Consider the following 19,576-nt stretch of genomic DNA (forward strand, 5'->3'; position numbering starts at 1 on the left):
ATTGGTTTCCTTTCGCTCTCTTCGGATTTCGGTTGCTGACTGCCACGTTAGGTGCCGTCGTCTCCCCCTCTCCCCGGCTCGTGATCCCACGTTCCCGGCACCATCGGCACCCGCGGACCGCCGCCGAATTCGTCGCCGGCCAGCTTGGTCAATCCGGCCGCGCTCACGGCGGATTCTTTGTGTGCGGTCCCCGCGAATCCCAGGCTCCCGGCCCCGTTTCCAGAGGCCACCGCCGACACCAACTCCTCGGCGGCAAAGTCGGGCAGAAGGCCGATGTCGGCATCCATGTCCAGGAACTCGTCGCCGTACTCGCGCATCGCCGCCCGCCGGCGCCGCCGGGCCCGCGCCTCCGCCCGGCTCGGCGCCACCGCGCCCGCCGCCGGTATGGTCGCCGCCGGCGCCTTGGCGCCGCCGCGGCCACCGAGCGTCGGACCGGACTCGGTTCCGGGGCCGCCGCCGAAACCCACGATGTAGGCGAAGGTTCCGGCTGTTGTCGCCGGGGCCGGCGCGGCCGGAGCACCGGCGCCCGCAGCGCCCGCCGACGCCGGTGCCGCCGCAGGAGCCGCGGCCGTCGGGGCCACGCCGGCGACCGGCCACACCGCGGAAACGGGGGCGGCGCTCGCGGCGATGCCTCCCGCCACGGGTGCCGCCAGCGCGGGAGCCGCCGCGGCCGCGAGCGCCAGCGCCGGTTGCAGGGTCACCGGGAGGATGAGTCCAAGGAAAGGACTGAGCAGCAGCGACGGGTAAGTGATCGACGCACCGACCCAGGAGAACGCCTGGTAGGCGATCGCGAACAGCAGCGGGCCGTAAAGCACCAGCGCCTCAGACGGATTCGTCATGAACGCCTGGATGATCTTCACCGAGTTTCCGAAGGGATCCTGGAAGAACGTGGCCAGCTCCTGGAACATGTTTCCGTAGAAATTGGTGTACTGCGACAGCAACTGGGAAAACAGTCCGGAGACATTGAGCGATGAACCCGACTGGGCGGCCGGGGTGGCCGCGCCGCTCTGGTTCACGATGGGCGGAGCCGGGGTGGTGCGCGGCGCCGAGGCCAGCGCCGCGCCGGAGACCGCCTGGTAGGTGCTCATCGTGGTGGCCGCCTGGACCCACATGCGCACGTAGTCGGCTTCATTCAGCGCGATCGGAATCGTATTGATACCAAAGAAATTCGTGGCCAGCAGGATGCCGTGGATGACGTGGTTGGCGGCCAGCTCCACCAGGGTCGGCATCGCGGCCAGCGCGCCGGTGTACGCCGACGCGGCGACCTCGTGCTGGGCGGCCACGCCGGCGCTGTCGGCGCTGGCCTGTTGCAGCCACGCCAGGTACGGCAGGTGGGCCGCCGCATACTGCTCCGCGCTCGGGCCCTGCCACGCCCCGGCCTGCGCCGACCCGAGGATCCCGCTGAGTTCGGCCGCCGCCGAGGCGTATTCGGCGCTCAGCGAGGACCAGGCACCGGAGGCCGCCAGCAGCGACTCCGGCCCCGGACCGGCGCTCAGCAACGCCGAGTGCACCTCCGGCGGCGACGCCATCCAAACGGGGGCCGTCATTGTCAGCCGGCCGCCATCCCATAGCTCGCGGCCGCCGCCGTGTCACCGGCGAGGTAGCTGGCGCCGGACTCACCCACGCCGAGGCCGGCGCGGCCCAACTCCTCGACACCCTGGGCGGCGACGGCGGCGTGCTCCTGGCCCTGGGCGCTGAATCCCGCGGCCGTCTGCAGCGACACGGGATCCGCCGCCGGCGGCACCACCGCGGTAATCGCCGGGGCCGCGGCCGCGTGCGCGGCCGCCAGCCGCGCCGTCAGCGCCTCCACGGCCGCGCTGGTCGCGGCCAGCCCCTCGGGAACCACTCGCAACGTCATGACTAACTCCCCTTCTGTTGCGTCTCACCGGACATCACGGCCTCACCGGCTAGCGGGTTGACCAACTGCACGTACGTCGGAATGTCGCTGTCACCCAGCAGGATTGCCCGGCCGGCGGGCAATCGGGCAAACCGCTGGCCGCGGATCTTGCCGCTGTCCTGCGGGTTGCCCGAAAGCATCAACGTGGTCGCCTGCAGGTCGTTGAAGCGGCGCAGCAACGGGCTGGTCATCAACGCGTGGGCCGACCCGGTGGCGCGCGCCGTGATGATCACCCGCAGGCCCAGGTCGCCGGCCTGCGACAGCTGGGCGATCAGCGGGGTCCACGGCCGCTGCCCCACATACGGACCGCTCATCGCCGGCGCATCCGGGATCTGGTCGACGTCGTCGATGATGAGGTAGTGCGTGTGGCCCTGGTAGCGCCAGCCGGACAGCTCCGCCGGCGACAGGCCCGCCGGCGGCCGCCGAGACTCGATCAGGTTGGCGAGCCCGAGCATCGCCGGGGCGACCCGGTCGATGTTGGCCGTGTACTCGTTGTCGGGGAACAACGGCTCGTCGACCAGATGCAGCCGGCGGTCCAGCACGGTGAACGCCACCTGGTCGGCGGTGGAGTGCTCGCGGATGGTGCGGATGATGTGGCGCAGCAGTGTGGTCTTCCCCGACCTGCTGTCGCCGAACACCATCAGCAGCGGGTTCTCGGCGAAGTCGACGGCGACGGGCGCGAGGTCCTCTTCGCGCTGACCGATGACCACCGACTCCGCGCCGCGGTAGAGCGGCTCCAGCGCGTCGGGCGCGAGATTGGTGGGCAGCAGGCGCACTGGCGGTGCGAAGACCCCGGGGTAGCGGGCGTTGATCGCGGCCACCTCGTCGAGCTCGGGAAGCGCGAACAGGAAATGCTCGGCGGCCATGGTCAATCCGCGGCCCGGCTGGTCGTGTGGGACGCTGTCGGCCGGGCGGCGCAGCGCGCCGACCACCCGCACGTTGCTGTCCCGCGCGTCGTGCAACTTGAGCTCGAGCCGCAGCCCGAGGCCGTCGCGCATGGCCAGCGGCACCTCCAGCCAGCTCGGGGTGGTGATGACCACGTGGATGCCGTAGGCCAGGCCGATGTTGACCAGCTCGGTCACCTTGGCCAGCAACGGATTACGGGTGTTGAACTGGTCGGTGTTGTCCCGGCCGAACGCGTACAGGTTGTCGATGACCAGGAACACCTCGCCGTAGCCGTCGTCCGGCGCGGATCCGTGGCGGTCGCGGAAGGCCTCGCGCTGCTGCCGCGAGAGCAGCAGCTGCTCCAGCTCGCCGAAGGTGCGGCGGATGCGTTCGGGTTGCAGCGCCGAGGCGACGCTGCCCACGTGCACGAGGTCCTCCAGCCCGCGCAGCTGCCCGCCGCCGTAGTCCAGGCAGTAGAACGTGACCTCGCGCGGCGAATGCAGGTTGGCCGCCGACATGATGAACGTCTGCAGCGCGGTCGATTTCCCGGACTTGGGACCGCCATGGATCACCATGTTTCCCGCGGACGACAAGGCATCGAAGACCAGCGCGTCGCGGCGCATCTCGAAGGGCTTGTCGATCTCCCCGAGCGGCCAGCGGCGCTGCCCCGGCGCCACGCCGGCGCGAGCCAGCACGGCGGTCAGCGGGATCGGTTCGTCCAGCGGCGGCAGCCACAGCTGCGGGGCCCGCGGCCCGTAGCCCGCCAGCTGCTCGCCGATGGTCGCGATAAGCTTGCGCGGCGGTCCGGCGACATCCTCCTCCTCGCCCGTGGATATCACGGTGCCGGGGTCGGGCTCCACCATCCCGGCCGTGAACAGCTTGGGCTCCGGGTTCGAATGCACCACAAGGGCTTTGGCCGCCTGCGGTGGCTCGTAGATGCCGTCGACGTAGGTGCTGCGGAATTTGATCGGGGTCGCGCCGGGCGCCGGCACCAAAAAGCCCACGCCCTTGTGCTCCTTGCCGGATTCGATGTGGTACGCATCCTCGACGCCGATGATCTGGCGCGACACGCTGGGGCTGGCCACCTTCAAACCGATGCGGTACGAGGTGTTCTTGTCGATGTCCTTGATCTTGCCCACGTCCAGCGTCTGGGACGCGAACAGGATGTGGATGCGGAACGAGCGCCCCTTGCGGGCCACGTAGTCGAACAGCTCCGCGTATTCCGGATGGTCGGCCAGCATCAGGGTGAATTCGTCGGCGACCACGAACAGGGTGGGGATCGGCGGCAGGTCGTGCCCGCCCGCTACCGCGTTCTCGTATTCGGTCACCGAGTTGAACGCGCTGCCCTGCACCCGGCGGCCCGCCTCCCGCAGCAGCGTCTCGCGGCGGGCCACCTCGCCCCGCAGCGTGTCGGCGAAGCGGTCGGCCAGCGACTTCTTCTCGGCCATGTTCGAGATCACCGCGACCACCTGCGGGAAATTCCGGAAGCTGTCGGCGCCGGCCTCCCCCTTGAAGTCGGCGTAGATGACGATCAGCCGGTCCGCCGAATGGGTTGTCAACAGCGACAACAGGATCGACATCAGGGTCTGCGACTTCCCCGACCCCGTCATGCCGATCATCAGGCCGTGCGGCCCCATCCCGCCCTCGGCCTCGTCCTTGAGGTCGAACATCAGCGGCTCGCCGGTCGCGGTGACGCCGATCGGGACGCGCAACTCGTCGTCGCGGCGGCGCGGCGCCCATAGCGTCGGCACGTCCAGCCGCGACGCGTCCGGGATGCCCAGCAGCGTGGTGAACGCCGCGCCGCGGGTGGCCGCGGAGCGCAGGCCGGCATGCGTGGGGTTGGAGTCCCACCGCGACAGCTGCCGGGCCAGGTGTGCGGCGTCGTCCGCGCCGAGTCGATCCGCGCTGTCGACGTAGGGCTGCCAGCCGCCGGTCTGCCAGCGTTCGACGGCGCCGCCGGCAACCCGCAGGATCGGCTTTTCCGGATCCGAATACTGCTCCCGGTGCGGTGGCGTGGCGGAGCAGTGCACGACGGTCACCCCCGCCCGGCCCACCGCCAGCGCCGAGGCGTTGAGGTCATAGTCCGGGTCGTCGACGACGATCAGCAAGTGCCGCAACGCATCCGCGGGCGCACCGGTGAACGCGGGGCGGTCGACGAGCGACGGCCCCAGCATGGCGATCAGGTCGTCGGGGTCCGTCGACAAGAAGCGGGCCGGGCCCACCCCGTCGAGCTCGCCCGGAATGTCGGCGTGCGGCAACCACTTCAGCCAGGACCAGTCCGGGCTCTCCAGATCCCGGGAGGCCAGCGCCACGCCGAGCACCGTGGGGTCGTGCCACGTCACCGCCTGTGCGATCCAGGCGCGCAGCGCCGCCCGCACCTCGTCTTCGCCGCCGAGCACACTGATCCGGGAGACCTTGGCCAAGTCGATGCCGGTCGGGACGTCGCGGACCGTGCGCTGGGTGTCCAGCAGGCTACGTAATGCGCTGTGCGACACCGGTTCCAGGTCGATCTCGTCGGCGGTGTCGTTGACCCGCAGCGGGGTGGCCAGCGGCGCGTGGTGGCGACCGGCCCGCAGCACCAGGAAGTCGGGGTCGTGCGGGTCGCGCTCCCACTGGCGTCGCGAGCCGGGCACCGCCGCGAGCGCCGTCGGATCCGGGTGCGACCACTCCGCGGCCGCGCGCTGCTGGGCGGCCTGGGTGCGGATGTTGTCGCGCACCACCGACAGGTAACGCAGGTAGTCGGCGCGTTCGGCGTCGACCTCCTCGGTGCGGGTCTTGTTGTCGTTGCCGCGGTAGAGCGCGGTCGCGGCCAGCAGCAACACGAACGGGAAGAACAGTGTCTGCGGGGAGATCACCCGCATGCCGGTGGCCACCAGCGCCACCACCATGCCGACGATCAAGATCACCAGCACATAGGGCATGGCGCGCCGCAGGAACGACGGGGGAACCACCCGCGGCAGCTCCGGGGGCGCCTCGATGGTGATGGTGCCCTTGCGCGTCGCCGGCGGCGCGAGCCGGCGGCGGGCCTCGAAGATCAGTCGACTCATCGTCCCTCTCCCTGGGCCGCAACCGGGCGACCGGGCTTGGCGTCGGGCGCCAGGCCGTCGTGGGCAAGCAGCGCGTCGGCGCGCGACAGCGTCGGGCCGGGCGCAAACAGCGACAGCACCGACCACGGGACCGGCACCGCCGGCGCGTTCAGGCCAAGCGCCTCAACCGTTTTCCCGTGTCCGGCGGCCCCGGGTCCGCTTTCCGCCTCGTTGTCGATGCCGTAGCGCACCCCGGTGTCGGATATCCAGAACAACGAACCGGCCGCCGGTGCCGCCGACCCGCCACCCACCGTCTGGGCGAAGTAGCCGGTTCCCGGCGCCAGGGCGACGCGGGTGGCGGTGCCCTGGGAGCCGGCGGCGACCAGGTCCACGGTGCGCACCGCATCCGGTACCGGCAACACCGACCCGGACAGCAGGCTCAGCGAACTCGTTGCGGCGCCGGACGGCTTGCTCCAGTACGCGCAGGCGATGGGGCTCGTCGCCGCGTCGATCAGGGCAACCTGCTGATCGGGGTAGCGGCCCGTGTCCAGCATCCGCGACACCGGCAGCCTGGCCACCTCGTCGGCGCCGAGCCGGGGCGGTTGGTCCAGCCCATAGGAATTGGAGTTGCGCAGGATCGCGGCGAGCACCGGCGAAATCGGCTGCAGGCCGTCGGGCAACACCGCGTAGTAATGCAGGGTGCCCGACGAGTTCTGCTCCAGACCGTAGGAGACGACGACCGCGCCGATCGGTGCCGGCACCGAAAAGCCCGCGGGGCCACCGGCATTCGGGATTGACGGCGCCGTCAGCGCCGGGGACTCGGGTATCGCGTTGAACAGCCCTTGTGCGATCGGCCGCGGCGCGGGTACGTCGGAATTGCCGGCGCCGAGGCCGAGCGCGTTGGTGACGGCGTGGTTGGCCAGGTCGATCTGGCTGCGCTTGCCGTCCCAGAGCAGCCAGGTGGCGGTGCCGTTGTCCACCAGGATCCCCTGATTGGCGTGAATCCCGCTCGCCCGCGCGCCATTGCCGTCGGGCGGGCCGGCGATCACCGTGACGCCCGTGCTGTGGGCGCCCCGCGTGGGGCCCCCGCGGAGCTGGGGAGTCCCGCTGACGGAGTCGCACACCGTCCAGTTGGCGTCGTGCGAGGCGTTCTGCACCATGCGCTCCGGTGCGCCCGGGATGCCGATCAGGTTGCCGCGCGGGAACCGGTCCAGCTCACTGCTTTTCACCGTGGTGGGGTTGACCGGCTTGCCGACGATCAGCCGGGCCGAGGTCAGGTTGAGCACCGGGTGCAGGTCCTCCCCGACCCGCACATACAACGCGGCGGTGGATCGGTCGGCGAGCACCGCGTTGTTGCCGGCCGTCCCGTTGGGCCGGATCAGCGAGAACACAAAGCAGCCCGCGAGGCCGGTGATCAGGATGAGCGCGCCCATCAGCACCGCGCGCGACTGGGTGCGCAGCGGGTCGACCAGCATCCGGGTGTCGTGCAGGGCGATACCCGAGGCGATGCGGCGCATCACGAAGCGCCAGCCGCTCACCTGATGGCGGGTGACGAAACCGCGGCGGTATTCGACCCTGTCGGGGTTGTCGTTGACCGGGGTCCGCGAGGTGAACGAGCGCCGTTCCCCCGCCCATTCGCCGTCGGGCACATGGTTATTGGTCGTCATGCCGGCACCTCGAGGCCCAGGCCTCGCAGCAGCGGCTCAACCGAATATTGCACGTCCTGGTCGGTGATCGTTATCAGCTCCTCGTCGGTGAACTCGCCGGTTTCGGCGTGCGCGGAGTGATCCAGCCGGAATTCGCGTTCCTCTTCGGCCTTTTCGACCACGTTGCGGACGAACCGGCCGTTACCCGCGATATCCAGGCCGCGGCGTTCGATCCCATTGAAGTCGGGCTTCGACGTTTCGGCCAGGTGCGTGAACAACGCCTCGAGATGCTCGAGCGCGGGCTGATCGAAAGCGCTGTCGCGCTTGTGGGCCATGAAGTTCGCGATCTCGATGAGCTCGGCCGGCTTGTAAGACGGGAAGTCGATGCTGCGGGTGAACCGCGACCGCAGGCCTTGGTTGGTGTCGAGGAACTTGTCCAGATCGGCCCGGTACCCGGCGATGATCACCACCAGCCGATCCCGGTCGTTCTCCATCCGGGCCAGCAGGGTGTCGATGGCCACCAGGCCGAAGTCGTTCTTGGCGCCGGTGGCCACCAGCGCGTAGGCCTCGTCGAGGAACAGCACCCCGTCCAGTGCGCTGTCGATGACCGCGTTGGTCTTGGCTTCGGTCTCGCCGATGTGCTGGCCGATCAGGTCGGCGCGGTGTACCTCGCGGATGTTCTCCTTCTTCAAAAGCCCTAGGCCGCAATAGATTTTGGCGATGACGCGAGCGATGGTGGTCTTGCCGGTGCCCGGCGGCCCGGTGAACACCAGGTGGTGGGTGCGCTGCGCCACCTCCAGCCCGCGCGCCTTGCGCACGAGCTCCATGGCCACCGCACTCTTCAGCCGGGCCACCTGGTCTTTGACCTGCTCCAAGCCGATGAACTCATCGAGCTCGCGTTCGGCCTCCGCGAGCAGCACGTGCTTGCGCTCCTGGGCTCCGGGGTCGACGAAGTCACCCGGACTCGGCTCGGTGTTGGGGTCCCACGGGTCGGCGCGTGCCGCGATGCGATCCGCCGTGGTGGTCACAAACCCGAAACTGGTGTCGGACAGGGCGTGTTCGACCTGCTCGTTCTCGGGATGGGCCGCGTACAGGTCCTGCAGCACCTCGCTCGCCGACTCCTCGTCGACGTGCGCCCGCAGCACCAGGCCCTTGGCCAGCGCGCCGTCGACCGCGGCCACCTCGACCGGGCCGTCGGGCTCCTCGAGATACGACAGCGCCGGGGCAAACATGCCCAGCCGGGCCAGCGCGATGCCCAAGGTCACCCTCGCCGCGTGGGAAAACGTCTCGTCTAGATCGGGGTCGTTGACGATCGGGGTGAGCAGCTTGACGACGTCCGACCAACGCTCGGCGCGGTAGTTGATGACGACCGCGACCCAGCGGGCCTCGCGCCAGCTTGGGCGGCGTTTGCTGAGACCGGCGACGATCTCGTGCGCTTCGGCGAACCGCCCTTCGGTTGCCAGCGCCGCGGCATAGGCGAGGTGGAACTCATCCGGGGTGGCCGCGCGGAACTGCAAGTACAGACCGGTGTCGTAGCGGAAGCCCAGGGCCCCGGGGGCCAACTCCACCTGGCGCTGCAACCTGCCCGCAGTGGACGCGGTGCGCGATACGGCCTCCAGCACGCGCGGCGAGACGTCGCCCGCGGCGGCCAGCCCGGTCCACGCGTCGCATTGGTCGTGGGCGATGCGCGTCAGCGCGGTGAAACCGGAGCGCGCCGCGTCGAGGTCGGCGGGACGCTGGCGGTCGTAGACCGAGATGCCGAGCGCGCGACAACAGGTGGCGAACCGGCTGACGACGTCGCCGTCCACCCTGCCGTCCGAGCGAGAATTGAGGGGCTGAGCTGCGAGCACGCCGCTGTCACCACGTTCCACGGCCGCTTCTTCCCATCTATGTAGCCTCCCCTAACCTAACCTGCCTGAAGTTAGCATTGCATAAGCTAAGTGTCGAGGTCTCCGAGCCCGCTCACCTCACGATTCCAAGCCACGCTTGGCAACGCTGAGCTGCGCGTTCGCTACGGACGGCGGAGGCCGGCGACCAGCGAAGCTTACTGAAAATCATTTTCATTATCAACTCGGTCGTGCTCCCAGGTGCCCGGCACCATCGGGATCGTTGGGCCGCCACCGAACTCGTCGCCGGGGAGTGTGGCCAACCCCGCCGCCGCGGCGGCCTCCTGGCGCGCCGTTCCGGCAAAACCCAGCGCGCCCGCGCCCAGGTTCGATGCGATCGACTGCGCCGCGTCGAGGGTCGGCTCTTCGTCCACGTCCCACTCCGGATCCACGAATTCGTAGCGATAGCCGCGGTGGTGGTCGTGCATCTCCGCCCGCCGGCGTCGGCGCGCCCGTTCCGCTTGGCGCGCCGATGCCGCCGCCGGGGCCGCGGCGCTATCGGGCTCCGGCGCTTTCCGACGTGCGCTGCTGCTCACCCCGGTGCTGGACCCGACGGTCGGACCGCCGACCAGATAGGGGAAGGCGCCACCCGCGACGCCCGGGCCCGCCGGCGGTGGGGCTCCCGCCGCCGCCGACGCTGCCGCGGGCGCCGGGGCCCGAGACGCCCGGTGTGCCAGTGGCGAGCGGCCCCACGGTCGCGAGCGCAACGGTAGCTGGGGCCGACGACAGGGTCGGGCCGGGGGCCGTTGCGCTCGCGACCGTGGGGCCGCTCGCCACTGGCACACCGGGCGTCTCGGGCACCGGCGCCGCGACCGCAACCGCCGGTGGCTGAATCCCGGCCAATCCGCTCAGACCGGCCAACCCGGCAAAGCCTCCAAGCCCGACGCCTGCGCTGGTCGAGGCGAGCGCGAGCGGTACCAGTGTCTGCAGTTGCGGGAAGGTGGACAAAACTTCGCCGACGTGGGTGGTCTCGTCGGCGATGAGCGCCGGGATGTCGGCTTGCCCCTGCTCCAGCGCCAGCGATGGATTCTGTGGGAACTCAAGCGCGTCGCGCCACAGGGTCTGCGGAACCTCGAGGAATCGGTTTATCCACCAGCTCAATTGCGTTGGGTCGCCGGCGTCGTTGTCGACGATGTCTTGCAGACCGTTGTCGCTACTGTCGGAGCTGGCGGCAGAATTCATGATTTGCGGGGCGGCCGTTGTCTGTGGCGCCGAGGCCACGGCGGTAGTGGAGGCCGCCTGGTAGGCGGTCATCGTGGTGGCCGCCTGGATCCACATTCGCGCGTAGTCGGCCTCGTTGAGCGCGATCGGGATGGTGTTGATCCCAAAGAAGTTTGTCGCGAGCAATACCCCATGGATCGCGTGATTGGCGGCGAGCTCCAGCAAGGTCGGCATCGCCGCCAATGCCGCGGCATATGCGGTCGCGGCGGTTTCGTGCTGGGCAGCCACCGCCGCGCTGTTGGCGCTGGCCTGCATCAGCCACGCCAGGTAGGGCACATGCGCCGCCACGTACCTGTCGGCGCTCGGCCCCTCCCATGCGCTGGCCTGCACTCCCGCCAAGATGGCACTTAGCTCGTCAGCGACCGACGCGTATGCCTCGCTCAATGAAGTCCACGACCCCGAGGCCGCTAACAGGCCGCCGGGCCCGGGACCGCTGCTCAGCAGCGCGGAATGGACCTCGGGCGGTGACGCCATCCAAACCGGTGCGGTCATCCTCGGCCGTCCCCGGCCGAACCCAACGAGGCGGCCCCGGCGACCCCTCCAGGGGGGCTAACCCATCGCGCCATGCCAAATACTCCTCGCGGGGGTGAAATCTTCGACCGCCTCGGCTGTTAGACGGCGCACGTGCACTCGACTAGTAGTCGGCGGGGAGGTCGGGAAAGTTCCCGCCGGGGGCCAACTCATGGGAAATTCGGACGATACGGTTGAAACTCAGTCAGCCATACTGGGTTGCTTGCAACCGGCACGACGCTTGGGGAGGTGGCCATCGACCCGTCGTTAGCGTGGTTGCTTCAACCCCTGACCGTGGAGATGTTCCTCGACGAGATCTGGGCGGCGACGCACTACCACGTCAAACGTCAATCCGCCTGCTATTTCGATGACCTCCTCCCGGGGGATGAGGCTGTTGACGACCTTCTGCAGCGCTTCCGTCGAGACGCATCGGCGGTGCGCCTGATGCGGGGCAAAGACAGGAAGGGAGCCGAGAGCTTCCGACTCGCCGACGGCGGCCTCGATATTGACCTGATCCGCAACGACTTTGACGACGGTTACACGATCGTTTTGGACGGCGTCGAGCGCCGACTGCCCGCGGTCGCATCGTTGGCCCGCTCCATCGAGGTTGAGCTGAGCTTCCCGACCCAGGTGAACGCCTACATCACGCCGCCGGGATCCCAGGGGCTGGTCCCCCATTACGACGACCACGACGTGGTGGTCCTGCAGATTCAGGGATCCAAGATCTGGCACTTGTACGACACGGACGTACCGGCCCATGAGCTTCGACGCGACAACAAGACCGTCGCTGTCGCCGACCTCCCGCCGTCGGCAGACTTTTGCCTGGAAGTCGGCGACGTGCTGTACCTGCCCCGCGGGACCGTCCATGAGGCCGAAACGAACTCAGCGGGATCCGTCCATCTCACCGTCGGAATTCACGCACCCACGGTACTTACGCTCGCAATTGGGGCGCTGCATTCGCTGAGCTTCCGCGATGACCGCCTGAGCGTCCGCCTGCCGCCCCGGCACCTCGATGACCCGAATGCACAAGAGGCGCTGGGGATCCTCCTGCGTGACGCCGCGGCAGCCCTGGAGGATTCCAGCGCCACCGCCGGGGGACTGGACGCACTGGCCGACGTTTTGGTCCGTCGTGGCCAATGTCCACCGATCGGACCGGTAGCCAACGCCCGCGGTATTGACGAACAAACGCTGGTGCGGAAACACCAGCCCCTTTATTCGCGGGTGAAAACCGCGACCGATGGGGTTGCCCTGGAATTCGCGAGCCTCACGATAAACGCCTGCCCCGACCACCAAGCCGCGATGCTATTCCTGTCGAGGAGCACCGCGCCGTTTCGGATTCGGGATCTGCCTGGGCTGCGCCCCGAGCAGCAAATTGAGCTGGCCAGATCGCTGATCGTGAGCGGATTTCTCGTCCGCGTTTTCGACGACTGATCCAACACGCTGGCCTCCCAATGGAACTCACCGATCTTGCGCGCTGGACGCCGGTCCGGCTCGACTTTTCCGGGTCCGTGCCCGCGGTCTACTGGGCGGATCTTTCGGCGGAGCGCTTCGCCGAACCGTTCTTCGACCAGACCGTCGCCCGCTGGGCATCAAAGCCGGACGCCCGACCGCTCGTGAAGACCGGGCTCCAGGCGTTGGTCGCCCTCGATCGCGGACCATCACTCGAGCCCTCGGGCACGATTTTTCACCTGTCGCGGTGCGGGTCCACGCTCGTGTCGCGGCTGCTCGGCACGCTCCCCGGCGTCGTCGTCCTCGCCGAGCCCAGCCCGCTGAACGCGCTACTCGGGCTGGATTCACGTCGCGTCGACGAGACCACACTTGTCACCCTGGTGCGACTGGTGGTGCGCGCGCTCGGCCGGTGCCGGCACGGCGACGAAAGGCGGCTGATCGTCAAGTGCACGAGCTGGAACGTCCGGCGTCGGGGGGTCCTGGCGGCAGCCTTCCCCGACACACCCTGGATCTGGGTGCAGCGGGATCCGGCGCAAGTATTGGCCTCGCTGCTCGCCAAGCCTCCGGGCTGGCTCGGCCTCCAAGCCGAGCCTCACAGCGCCGCGCGGCGTTTCGGCCTCGATCCGACCGCGATACCGACCATGGCGCGTCCCGAATTCGCGGCCCGCGCGCTCGGCGCAATGCTCGAAGCGGCCGCGACCGATCCGGCTCGTCGCCTCTGCATAGACCATGCCGACCTGCCCAATGCGGTTTGGGAGCGGGTGCTCCCGCATCTCGGGCTCGCCGCCGATCCAGTGGCGGTTGAGCGAATGATCGAAGAGTCTCGGTTTTATTCGAAAGATCCTGCACGCCTGGTGTTTACGACCGATCAGCACCCCCCGATGACCGACGCGATACATGAGGCGGCCCAGCGTTTTGCCGAGCCCGGGTATCGTGCGCTCAGGTTTTGACCGCGCTGACCAGCGTGTTGCGGGCGATCATCGGCCCCGCCTCGGTGTCCGGACCGGGCACCGGCCGGCCGACCTGCCGGAGGTAATCGGCCAGCGGAGTGCCCACGGCGGTCCAGCCGCGCTGCCCGAACCACTCGGTGGCCGGCGCGTGGCGCTCGTTGTAGACCAACCGAAAGAACAGGCGCTGGTCGCCCTCGGCGGCGGCCGCGCGTTCCTCCTCGACCGCGGCCTCGAACTCGTCCGGCTCCAGGGGGGCGCCGTCTTCGATCGCGACGTGGCTACCGTGCCCGGCCAGGCCATCGATGCCGGTGAACAGCTGCTCCTGGGCGGCGGCCGGCAAATAGATCAGCAGGCCCTCGGCGATCCAGGCGGACGGCCTGGCCGGGTCAAAGCCATTGTCGCGCAGGGCTTGTGGCCAGTCCTCCCGGAGGTCGACGGCGATCTCGCGGCGCTCGGCACGCGGTTGGGCGCCGTGGCCGGCCAGCACCTCGCGCTTGAATTCCAGGACCTGCGGGCGGTCCAGTTCGAAGATCGTGGTCCCCGCCGGCCAGTCCAGCCGGTAGGCGCGCGAGTCCAGACCCGCCGCCAGGATGACCACCTGCCGTACGCCCGCGTCGGCGGCCCGGCGAAAGTATTCGTCGAAGTACCGGGTGCGGGCGCCCTGGAAGTTGACGAAGTGCTCGCCGAAATCAGGGCTCTTCAGCGGATGGTCGGGGTCCTTGCCGTCGAGGACGTCGGCCGAATGACCGCCGACGGCGCGGCAGAACAGCTCCGCATACTCATCGACGGCCAGCGGGTCGGGCTTCTGCGCCTCCAGCGCTCGTGCGGTGGCCACGAACAGCGCGGTCGAACCGACACTCGTTGTGATGTCCCAAGTATCACCTTCACTACGCACCCAACCGACATTACGCGGCCAACAAATCCGCCCAGCCCCTCGCGAAGCCATAATGAAAACGGTTATCGTTTCCCCGTGAGTGTCTTTCCGCTCCCGCCTCTCCGCCCATGGGTCGCCGCCGCCGCGCTGACACTCGCCGTGGCGGGCTGTTCGACCAACCAAGCAGAACCCTCTTCGCCGTCCGGGGCTAGCACGCCCGCAACCATTCGCGGCGCCGCCGGGCCGTCCTGCCCGACTGCCCCGGTCGCTGTAGTGGTCAGCGTGGATCAGTGGGGAGATATCGTCTCGGAGCTGGCCGGCGCATGCGGGATGGTCAAAACGGTGCTCGCCAGCTCATCTGTGGACCCGCACGACTACGAACCGTCGCCGGCGGATGCCGAATCCTTCACGGGCGCCAAACTCGTCGTCGTCAATGGCGACGGGTACGACTCGTGGGCCTCCAGGCTGGCCGCCAGCTCCGCGCCCGGCGCACACGTCGTGAGTGCCGCTGAAGTCACGAGGACTCCGGATGGCGCCAACCCGCATTTGTGGTATCTGCCTTCGGCGGTGACCGCCGTCGCCGATGCCGTGAGCGCCGAGTTGCGCAAGATCGACCCGCAAGCCAGTGACTACTTCAACCAGCGCCGCTCGGAATTTATCGCGGCGATTGCGCCCTACACCGGCCTGATCGGCAAGATCAAGGCCGCCGCGGCGGGCAAGTCGTACGCGGCCACCGAGACGATCTTCGATTACCAAGCGCAGGCCCTGGGCCTCGTCGACAAGACCCCGGAGGGTTACCGGCGCGCGTCGGCCAACGATACGGATCCGTCACCGGCAGACATCGACGCATTTCGCACCGCGCTGGCCGGGCGACGCGTCGACGTCCTGATCTACAACACCCAGACAGAAGGGTCGATCCCGCAGCAGATCCGTTCGACTGCCGATCAAGCCGGGGTACCCGTCGTCAACGTCACCGAGACCGTGCCGCCCGGGCAAACGTCCTTTGAGAGCTGGCAATATGCCCAGCTGGTCGCGCTGGGAAAGGCGCTCGGTGTCTCGATCTGAGCCCCTCGCGACTACCACCGCGCTCGCATTCACCGACGTCAGCGCGGTACGCGGCGGACGGGTTATCTGGTCGCACGCCACCTTTGACGTGCCCACCGGCGGCCTCGTCGCCGTCATCGGGCCCAACGGGTCCGGCAAAACCACCCTGCTCCATGTGGTCCTCGGGCTGATTTCGCCCGCGAGCGGTCACCTCGAGGTATTTGGCCGCCGCCCCGGCCAGGCCAACGACTGCGTCGGCTACGTGCCGCAACACTATGCCGACGGCTCGGGGGAGGCCGTGCGCGCCGCCGATGTTGTGCTGCTCGGGCTCACCGGGCGCCGGTGGGCTTTTGCGCGCAGCACCGCAGCGCAACGCCGCCAGGTCGATTGGGCACTGGCCGCCGTCGAAGCCACCGGCATCGCGGATCGGCGGCTGTCGACGCTTTCCGGGGGGCAGCGCCAGCGCATCGCGATCGCCGCCGCTCTGGTGGCACGCCCCCACATGCTGATCCTCGACGAACCCCTGGCGTCACTGGATCTCCGCAGCCAACGTGACATCGTCGCACTGCTGGCCCGGCTGCACGCCGAGTTGGGCGTGACGATCCTGGTGGTTTCTCATGACCTCAACCCGCTGCTGCCCATCCTCGACAGCGCGATCTATCTCCTCGACGGGCACCCCCACTACGCACCCATCGACGATGTGGTGGACGATGCGCTGCTCACCCGGCTATACGGCATCCCGATCCACGTCGCGCACACGCCGCAAGGGGACCGCTACATGAGGAGCGCACTGTGACCTCACACACCATAGCGCTTGGCTACCAACATAATTGGTGGCCGATTCTGACATCGGCGTTCATGGGCAACGCTCTGATCGGCGGCACCATCGTCGCCCTGGCCGCGGGGCTGATCGGATACTTTGTCGTCGTGCGACGCACCGCCTTCGCGGCCCACGCGCTGGCGCACATCGGATTTCCCGGCGCCACCGGCGCGGTCCTACTGGGCGTGCCGGTCGGCGTCGGGCTCGCGGTGTTCTGTGTCGGCGGGGCACTGGTCATCGGCGTGCTGGGCAAACGTGCCTCCGATCGCGAGGTGGTCACGGGGACAGTCCTGGCCATGGCGACCGGTGTAGGCCTGTTCTTCAGCTCGTTGGCCACCAAAAGCTCCAGCACGGTCACCAACGTGTTGTTCGGCAACCTGCTGGCCATCTCGCACGATCAATTGGTGAGCTTCGCGGCCCTGCTCGTGGTGCTGGGCCTCAGCGTCGCCATCATCTACCGACCGCTGCTGTTCAGTTCGGTAAACGCCCTCGTCGCCGAGGCGAAAGGCGTGCCCGTGCGCGCGCTGTCGATGGTGTTCATGGCGCTGCTGGGCGTCACCGTGACCATGGCCGTGCAAGCCGTCGGCACGCTGCTGTTGTTCGCGCTGGTCGTCACTCCCGCTGCTACCGCGATCCTGCTGACCCCCCGCCCGGTGGTGGCCATGTGCGCCTCGGCGGCCATCAGCTTGAGCGCGGTGTGGCTCGGGCTCGGCGCGTCAGCGATGTTCAACCTGCCGCCAAGTTTCCCCATCGTCACGATCGCCTGCGCCGTCTGGTTAACCGTCTGGGCGGGCGACCGCCGCCGACGGTCTTCCGGCCGAGGAGTGGGTGAATCGGGCAGCGTCCCACCCGCAGTGACCGAGGCAACGACAAGGCCGAGCTCCGCGACCTCCGGCATTTGACGGCCATCCGGCGCGCCGAAAGGAGTTGTGTTTTCCGGTGTCTTCGCCTTCTGAACGCCCGCGGCGACGCTCCACGGCCAAGCAGCGGGCCGTGTTGGAGGTCTTGCGGGAGCAGGAGAACTTCCGCAGCGCCCAGCAGCTTTATCTGGACGTTCGCCAGAAGCGGCAGCTGCGGATCGGTCTGACCAGCGTCTACCGCATCCTGCGCACGCTGGCCGACGACCGCGTCGCCGAAACGCAGCGCGCCGAGGACGGCGAGATCCTCTACCGCCTGCGAACCGGGACGGGTCACCGTCACTACCTGGTCTGTAGGACGTGCGGCGCGGCCGTGGGATTCACCCCCGTCGAGGTCGAAGAGCACACCCGCCTCCTGAGCCGCCAACACCACTACACCGACGTCACTCACTACGTCGATCTCTACGGCATATGTCCGCTATGCCGGGCCGCCCCGGGATCCGAACGCTCAGCGGGTCGACCGCATCCCGCCGCGCTTCATTCAGACGAGCGTCGGACGCCGTAGCGGCGCCGGAATTTCTCCACTTGCCCGGCGGTGTCGACGATGCGGCGCCCGCCGGTCCAGAACGGGTGTGAATCGGAGGTGACTTCGACGACGACCAGCGGGTACGTTTCCGTCCCGTGCGGCGTCCGCCACTCGATGGTGCGTGAGCTGGTGAGGGTCGATCGGGTCAAAAACATCGCACCGGTGGTGGCGTCTTGGAAGACGACAGGGTGGTAGTCGGGGTGGATGCCGGGCTTCATCAGCGGTCTCCGTCCTGGGTGTGCCTGGCGGGCGTGTCCTGAGCGGCTTCCGTCGGCGCGGCACAGGGGTCTTCGTGCCAGTCGCCGAAGGGGTCGTCGTAGTGCATCCAGTCCTGCGGGGACCGGTACTCCTCGTCGGTGAGCAGCGCGCCGTGCAGGCCGTCGAGAATGTCGGAAAGCTGGGCGCCGCAGAGCAGTACGGTCATCGCGGTGTGCCGATCGCCGTGCCTGTCGTCCCATCTCAGCTCGGCGAACGCGCGTCGTTCGGCGTCGACACCGCTCAGCTCGGCGGCGGTCAGGGCGGCGAGCCACTTGCCGGCGGAGCTCACCCGCAATCCGCCGCCGGCCGATTCCAACCACATCGCGTGCTCGGGTTGGCTGGCCAGCCAGAGCCGTCCCCGGGTTCGAATCACGCCGTCGAGCAGCAGGTCCACACAGGCGTGCAGACGCTGCGGATGAAAGGGGCGTCGGGAATTGAACTCCACCAACGTAATCGGGCCACGGGAATCCAGGGGTGGCTGTCCGGCCAGCAGGGGACCGTGCGGATCATCGCTTCGGCCCCGCCGCGCGTCGGACGGCAGATTGTCCAACGTCTGCTCGATGTCGTCCGGGCCTACCTGGATGCGCGCGCGGGGTGACAGGCGGCGCAGCACGCCGGCCACGTGCGGGTCGGGTCGGTTGAGCACGACCACGTCGGCGAATTCGGCCTGACCGACCACCACCTGGGCCCGGGTGCGCCCGTCGTCGAGTTCGGCGTCGCCGAGCGCCTCGCCCAGCCATGCCGACGAATCGATGCAGGTCACCACGGCGGCGATCGACACGTCCGTCGCCGCCGGCCCGTCGACGTACCCCGGCGCCACCCGGATCCGGACATGGTTGATGGCCAGGCAGATTGGTTCGGGTTCCAGCCACGGCGCCAGGTGCACCACGACGCGGTCGACGTCGTCGCGGCGGTGTAGCTGTCGCAGCAGCACTAGCAGGTCGTTGCGGATGGTGCACGACACGCACCCGTGCGCGAGCTCGATCCCAGCCTCGGCCGTCGTCAGCACCCGATGCTGCAACATTGCCGTCGTCCGGCGCACCACATGCCCGTCGAAACGATGCTCCACCACCAGCGTCCCGGGAGTGCGTAGCAGCGCCCCCACGACCGGATCGGTGCCGGCCTGGCCGGCGACGAGGATGACGGGCGTCCGCATCGCTCCCCCTTTTGAAAATCATTTTCATTAGCGCTCCCGGTACGGTACCGTGTCCGGCGGGGCTTGTCGAAAATGATTTTCAATAGCAACGGGCCCGGAAGGGGAAGCGTGTCTGCTCATTGCCAAGTGACCGGCCGCGCGCCGGGTTTCGGCAACGCGGTGTCGCATTCGCATCGCCGCACCCGCCGGCGCTGGTCACCCAACATCCAACTCAAGACGTACTACCTGCCGTCGGAGGGCCGCCGGATCCGGCTGCAGGTCAGTGCCAAGGGGATCAAGGTCATCGACCGTGACGGCATCGAGGCCGTCGTGGCCAGGCTGCGTCGGCAGGGGCAGCGAATCTGATGGCGCGCAACGAGTTACGCCCGATCGTCAAACTGCGCTCCACCGCGGGCACCGGATACACCTACATGACCCGCAAGAACCGGCGCAACGATCCCGACCGGCTGGTGCTGCGCAAATACGACCCCGTGATCCGCCGCCACGTCGACTTCCGCGAGGAGCGCTGAGC

16 protein-coding genes and 1 pseudogene are annotated in these 19,576 nt (G+C 68.8%); 8 read left to right on the top strand and 9 right to left on the bottom strand.

The genetic code is table 11. The features are described from left to right. Nucleotides 1-47: 47 nt before the first annotated feature. From MTAB308_RS14055 to MTAB308_RS14080, 6 genes and pseudogenes are all read right to left on the bottom strand, one after another. Complete coding sequence (locus MTAB308_RS14055) at nt 48-1,547, bottom strand: PPE family protein (RefSeq protein ID WP_077099951.1); 1,500 nt, start codon at nt 1,545-1,547, stop codon at nt 48-50. 2 nt (nt 1,548-1,549) lie between these two features. Next, nucleotides 1,550-1,858 carry a PE family protein gene (locus MTAB308_RS14060; RefSeq protein ID WP_077099952.1) on the bottom strand — a complete coding sequence of 103 codons (309 nt, stop codon included), beginning with the start codon at nt 1,856-1,858 and terminating at the stop codon, nt 1,550-1,552. Between the two features lie 2 nt (nt 1,859-1,860). Further along, nucleotides 1,861-5,829: a type VII secretion protein EccCa gene (eccCa, locus tag MTAB308_RS14065; RefSeq protein WP_077099953.1), complete on the bottom strand. Its 3,969-nt coding sequence runs from the start codon at nt 5,827-5,829 to the stop codon at nt 1,861-1,863. After that, nucleotides 5,826-7,475, bottom strand: coding sequence for a type VII secretion protein EccB (gene eccB / locus MTAB308_RS14070; RefSeq protein ID WP_077099954.1), 1,650 nt, complete (start codon nt 7,473-7,475; stop codon nt 5,826-5,828). Before eccB ends, eccCa begins: the two co-directional genes overlap by 4 nt. Next, entirely contained in the window at nt 7,472-9,325 is a 1,854-nt protein-coding gene (gene eccA / locus MTAB308_RS14075) for a type VII secretion AAA-ATPase EccA (protein ID WP_077099955.1), read from the bottom strand. Before eccA ends, eccB begins: the two co-directional genes overlap by 4 nt. A 173-nt stretch (nt 9,326-9,498) precedes the next feature. Beyond that, a pseudogene (locus MTAB308_RS14080) lies at nt 9,499-11,053 on the bottom strand (PPE domain-containing protein). 267 nt (nt 11,054-11,320) lie between these two features. Between MTAB308_RS14080 and MTAB308_RS14085 the strand changes: the two are divergent. Then, the gene (locus tag MTAB308_RS14085; protein WP_077100195.1) at nt 11,321-12,502 is read left to right on the top strand and encodes a cupin domain-containing protein; all 1,182 of its coding nucleotides are present in this window, start codon (nt 11,321-11,323) and stop codon (nt 12,500-12,502) included. Nucleotides 12,503-12,522: 20 nt separating this feature from the next. Then, nucleotides 12,523-13,470, top strand: a complete 948-nt coding sequence (locus MTAB308_RS14090; protein ID WP_077099956.1) for a sulfotransferase family protein — start codon at nt 12,523-12,525, stop codon at nt 13,468-13,470. On the opposite strand, the gene MTAB308_RS14095 is transcribed toward MTAB308_RS14090, so the two are convergent. Next, a complete protein-coding gene (locus tag MTAB308_RS14095; RefSeq protein WP_077099957.1) occupies nt 13,460-14,365 on the bottom strand; it encodes a class I SAM-dependent methyltransferase in 906 nt (301 codons plus the stop codon). The two genes, MTAB308_RS14090 and MTAB308_RS14095, sit on opposite strands and share 11 nt — an antisense overlap. Before the next feature lie 252 nt (nt 14,366-14,617). Between MTAB308_RS14095 and MTAB308_RS14100 the strand changes: the two genes are divergently transcribed. The 4 genes from MTAB308_RS14100 to MTAB308_RS14115 all read left to right on the top strand — a co-directional run bounded on the left by MTAB308_RS14100 (nt 14,618) and on the right by MTAB308_RS14115 (nt 17,630). Further along, entirely contained in the window at nt 14,618-15,409 is a 792-nt protein-coding gene (locus MTAB308_RS14100) for a metal ABC transporter solute-binding protein, Zn/Mn family (protein WP_083746524.1), read from the top strand. Next, nucleotides 15,363-16,184 (top strand): metal ABC transporter ATP-binding protein, encoded by an 822-nt coding sequence (locus MTAB308_RS14105; protein WP_108637289.1) that lies wholly within the window; start codon nt 15,363-15,365, stop codon nt 16,182-16,184. The genes MTAB308_RS14100 and MTAB308_RS14105 overlap by 47 nt, the downstream gene beginning before the upstream one ends. A gap of 62 nt (nt 16,185-16,246) precedes the next feature. Then, complete coding sequence (locus MTAB308_RS14110; RefSeq protein ID WP_173842164.1) at nt 16,247-17,110, top strand: metal ABC transporter permease; 864 nt, start codon at nt 16,247-16,249, stop codon at nt 17,108-17,110. A gap of 91 nt (nt 17,111-17,201) precedes the next feature. Further along, entirely contained in the window at nt 17,202-17,630 is a 429-nt protein-coding gene (locus MTAB308_RS14115; RefSeq protein WP_342744156.1) for a Fur family transcriptional regulator, read from the top strand. Here the strand turns inward: MTAB308_RS14115 and MTAB308_RS14120 are convergent. Further along, a complete protein-coding gene (locus MTAB308_RS14120) occupies nt 17,603-17,869 on the bottom strand; it encodes a type B 50S ribosomal protein L31 (RefSeq protein WP_077099960.1) in 267 nt (88 codons plus the stop codon). The two genes, MTAB308_RS14115 and MTAB308_RS14120, sit on opposite strands and share 28 nt — an antisense overlap. Next, nucleotides 17,869-19,065, bottom strand: coding sequence for a ribosome hibernation factor-recruiting GTPase MRF (mrf, locus tag MTAB308_RS14125; protein WP_077099961.1), 1,197 nt, complete (start codon nt 19,063-19,065; stop codon nt 17,869-17,871). Before mrf ends, MTAB308_RS14120 begins: the two co-directional genes overlap by 1 nt. A 108-nt stretch (nt 19,066-19,173) precedes the next feature. Here mrf and rpmB point away from each other — a divergent pair, with 108 nt between their 5' ends. Further along, a complete protein-coding gene (rpmB, locus tag MTAB308_RS14130) occupies nt 19,174-19,410 on the top strand; it encodes a 50S ribosomal protein L28 (protein WP_077099962.1) in 237 nt (78 codons plus the stop codon). After that, nucleotides 19,410-19,574, top strand: a complete 165-nt coding sequence (gene rpmG / locus MTAB308_RS14135; protein ID WP_066917467.1) for a 50S ribosomal protein L33 — start codon at nt 19,410-19,412, stop codon at nt 19,572-19,574. Before rpmB ends, rpmG begins: the two co-directional genes overlap by 1 nt. The last annotated feature ends 2 nt before the right edge of the window (nt 19,575-19,576 follow it).

The sequence above is a fragment of the Mycobacterium terramassiliense genome, from assembly GCF_900157385.1.
GTDB classification, from domain to species: Bacteria; Actinomycetota; Actinomycetes; order Mycobacteriales; family Mycobacteriaceae; genus Mycobacterium; species Mycobacterium terramassiliense.

Excerpts from the sequence above, each read along its gene's own strand:
- MTAB308_RS14055 (WP_077099951.1), bottom strand. The coding sequence starts at position 1,547 with ATGACGGCCCCCGTTTGGATGGCGTCGCCGCCGGAGGTGCACTCGGCG.
- MTAB308_RS14060 (WP_077099952.1), bottom strand. The coding sequence starts at position 1,858 with ATGACGTTGCGAGTGGTTCCCGAGGGGCTGGCCGCGACCAGCGCGGCC.
- eccCa (WP_077099953.1), bottom strand. The coding sequence starts at position 5,829 with ATGAGTCGACTGATCTTCGAGGCCCGCCGCCGGCTCGCGCCGCCGGCG.
- eccB (WP_077099954.1), bottom strand. The coding sequence starts at position 7,475 with ATGACGACCAATAACCATGTGCCCGACGGCGAATGGGCGGGGGAACGG.
- MTAB308_RS14090 (WP_077099956.1), top strand. The coding sequence starts at position 12,523 with ATGGAACTCACCGATCTTGCGCGCTGGACGCCGGTCCGGCTCGACTTT.
- MTAB308_RS14105 (WP_108637289.1), top strand. The coding sequence starts at position 15,363 with ATGCCCAGCTGGTCGCGCTGGGAAAGGCGCTCGGTGTCTCGATCTGAG.
- MTAB308_RS14110 (WP_173842164.1), top strand. The coding sequence starts at position 16,247 with ATGGGCAACGCTCTGATCGGCGGCACCATCGTCGCCCTGGCCGCGGGG.
- MTAB308_RS14120 (WP_077099960.1), bottom strand. The coding sequence starts at position 17,869 with ATGAAGCCCGGCATCCACCCCGACTACCACCCTGTCGTCTTCCAAGAC.
- mrf (WP_077099961.1), bottom strand. The coding sequence starts at position 19,065 with ATGCGGACGCCCGTCATCCTCGTCGCCGGCCAGGCCGGCACCGATCCG.
- rpmG (WP_066917467.1), top strand. The coding sequence starts at position 19,410 with ATGGCGCGCAACGAGTTACGCCCGATCGTCAAACTGCGCTCCACCGCG.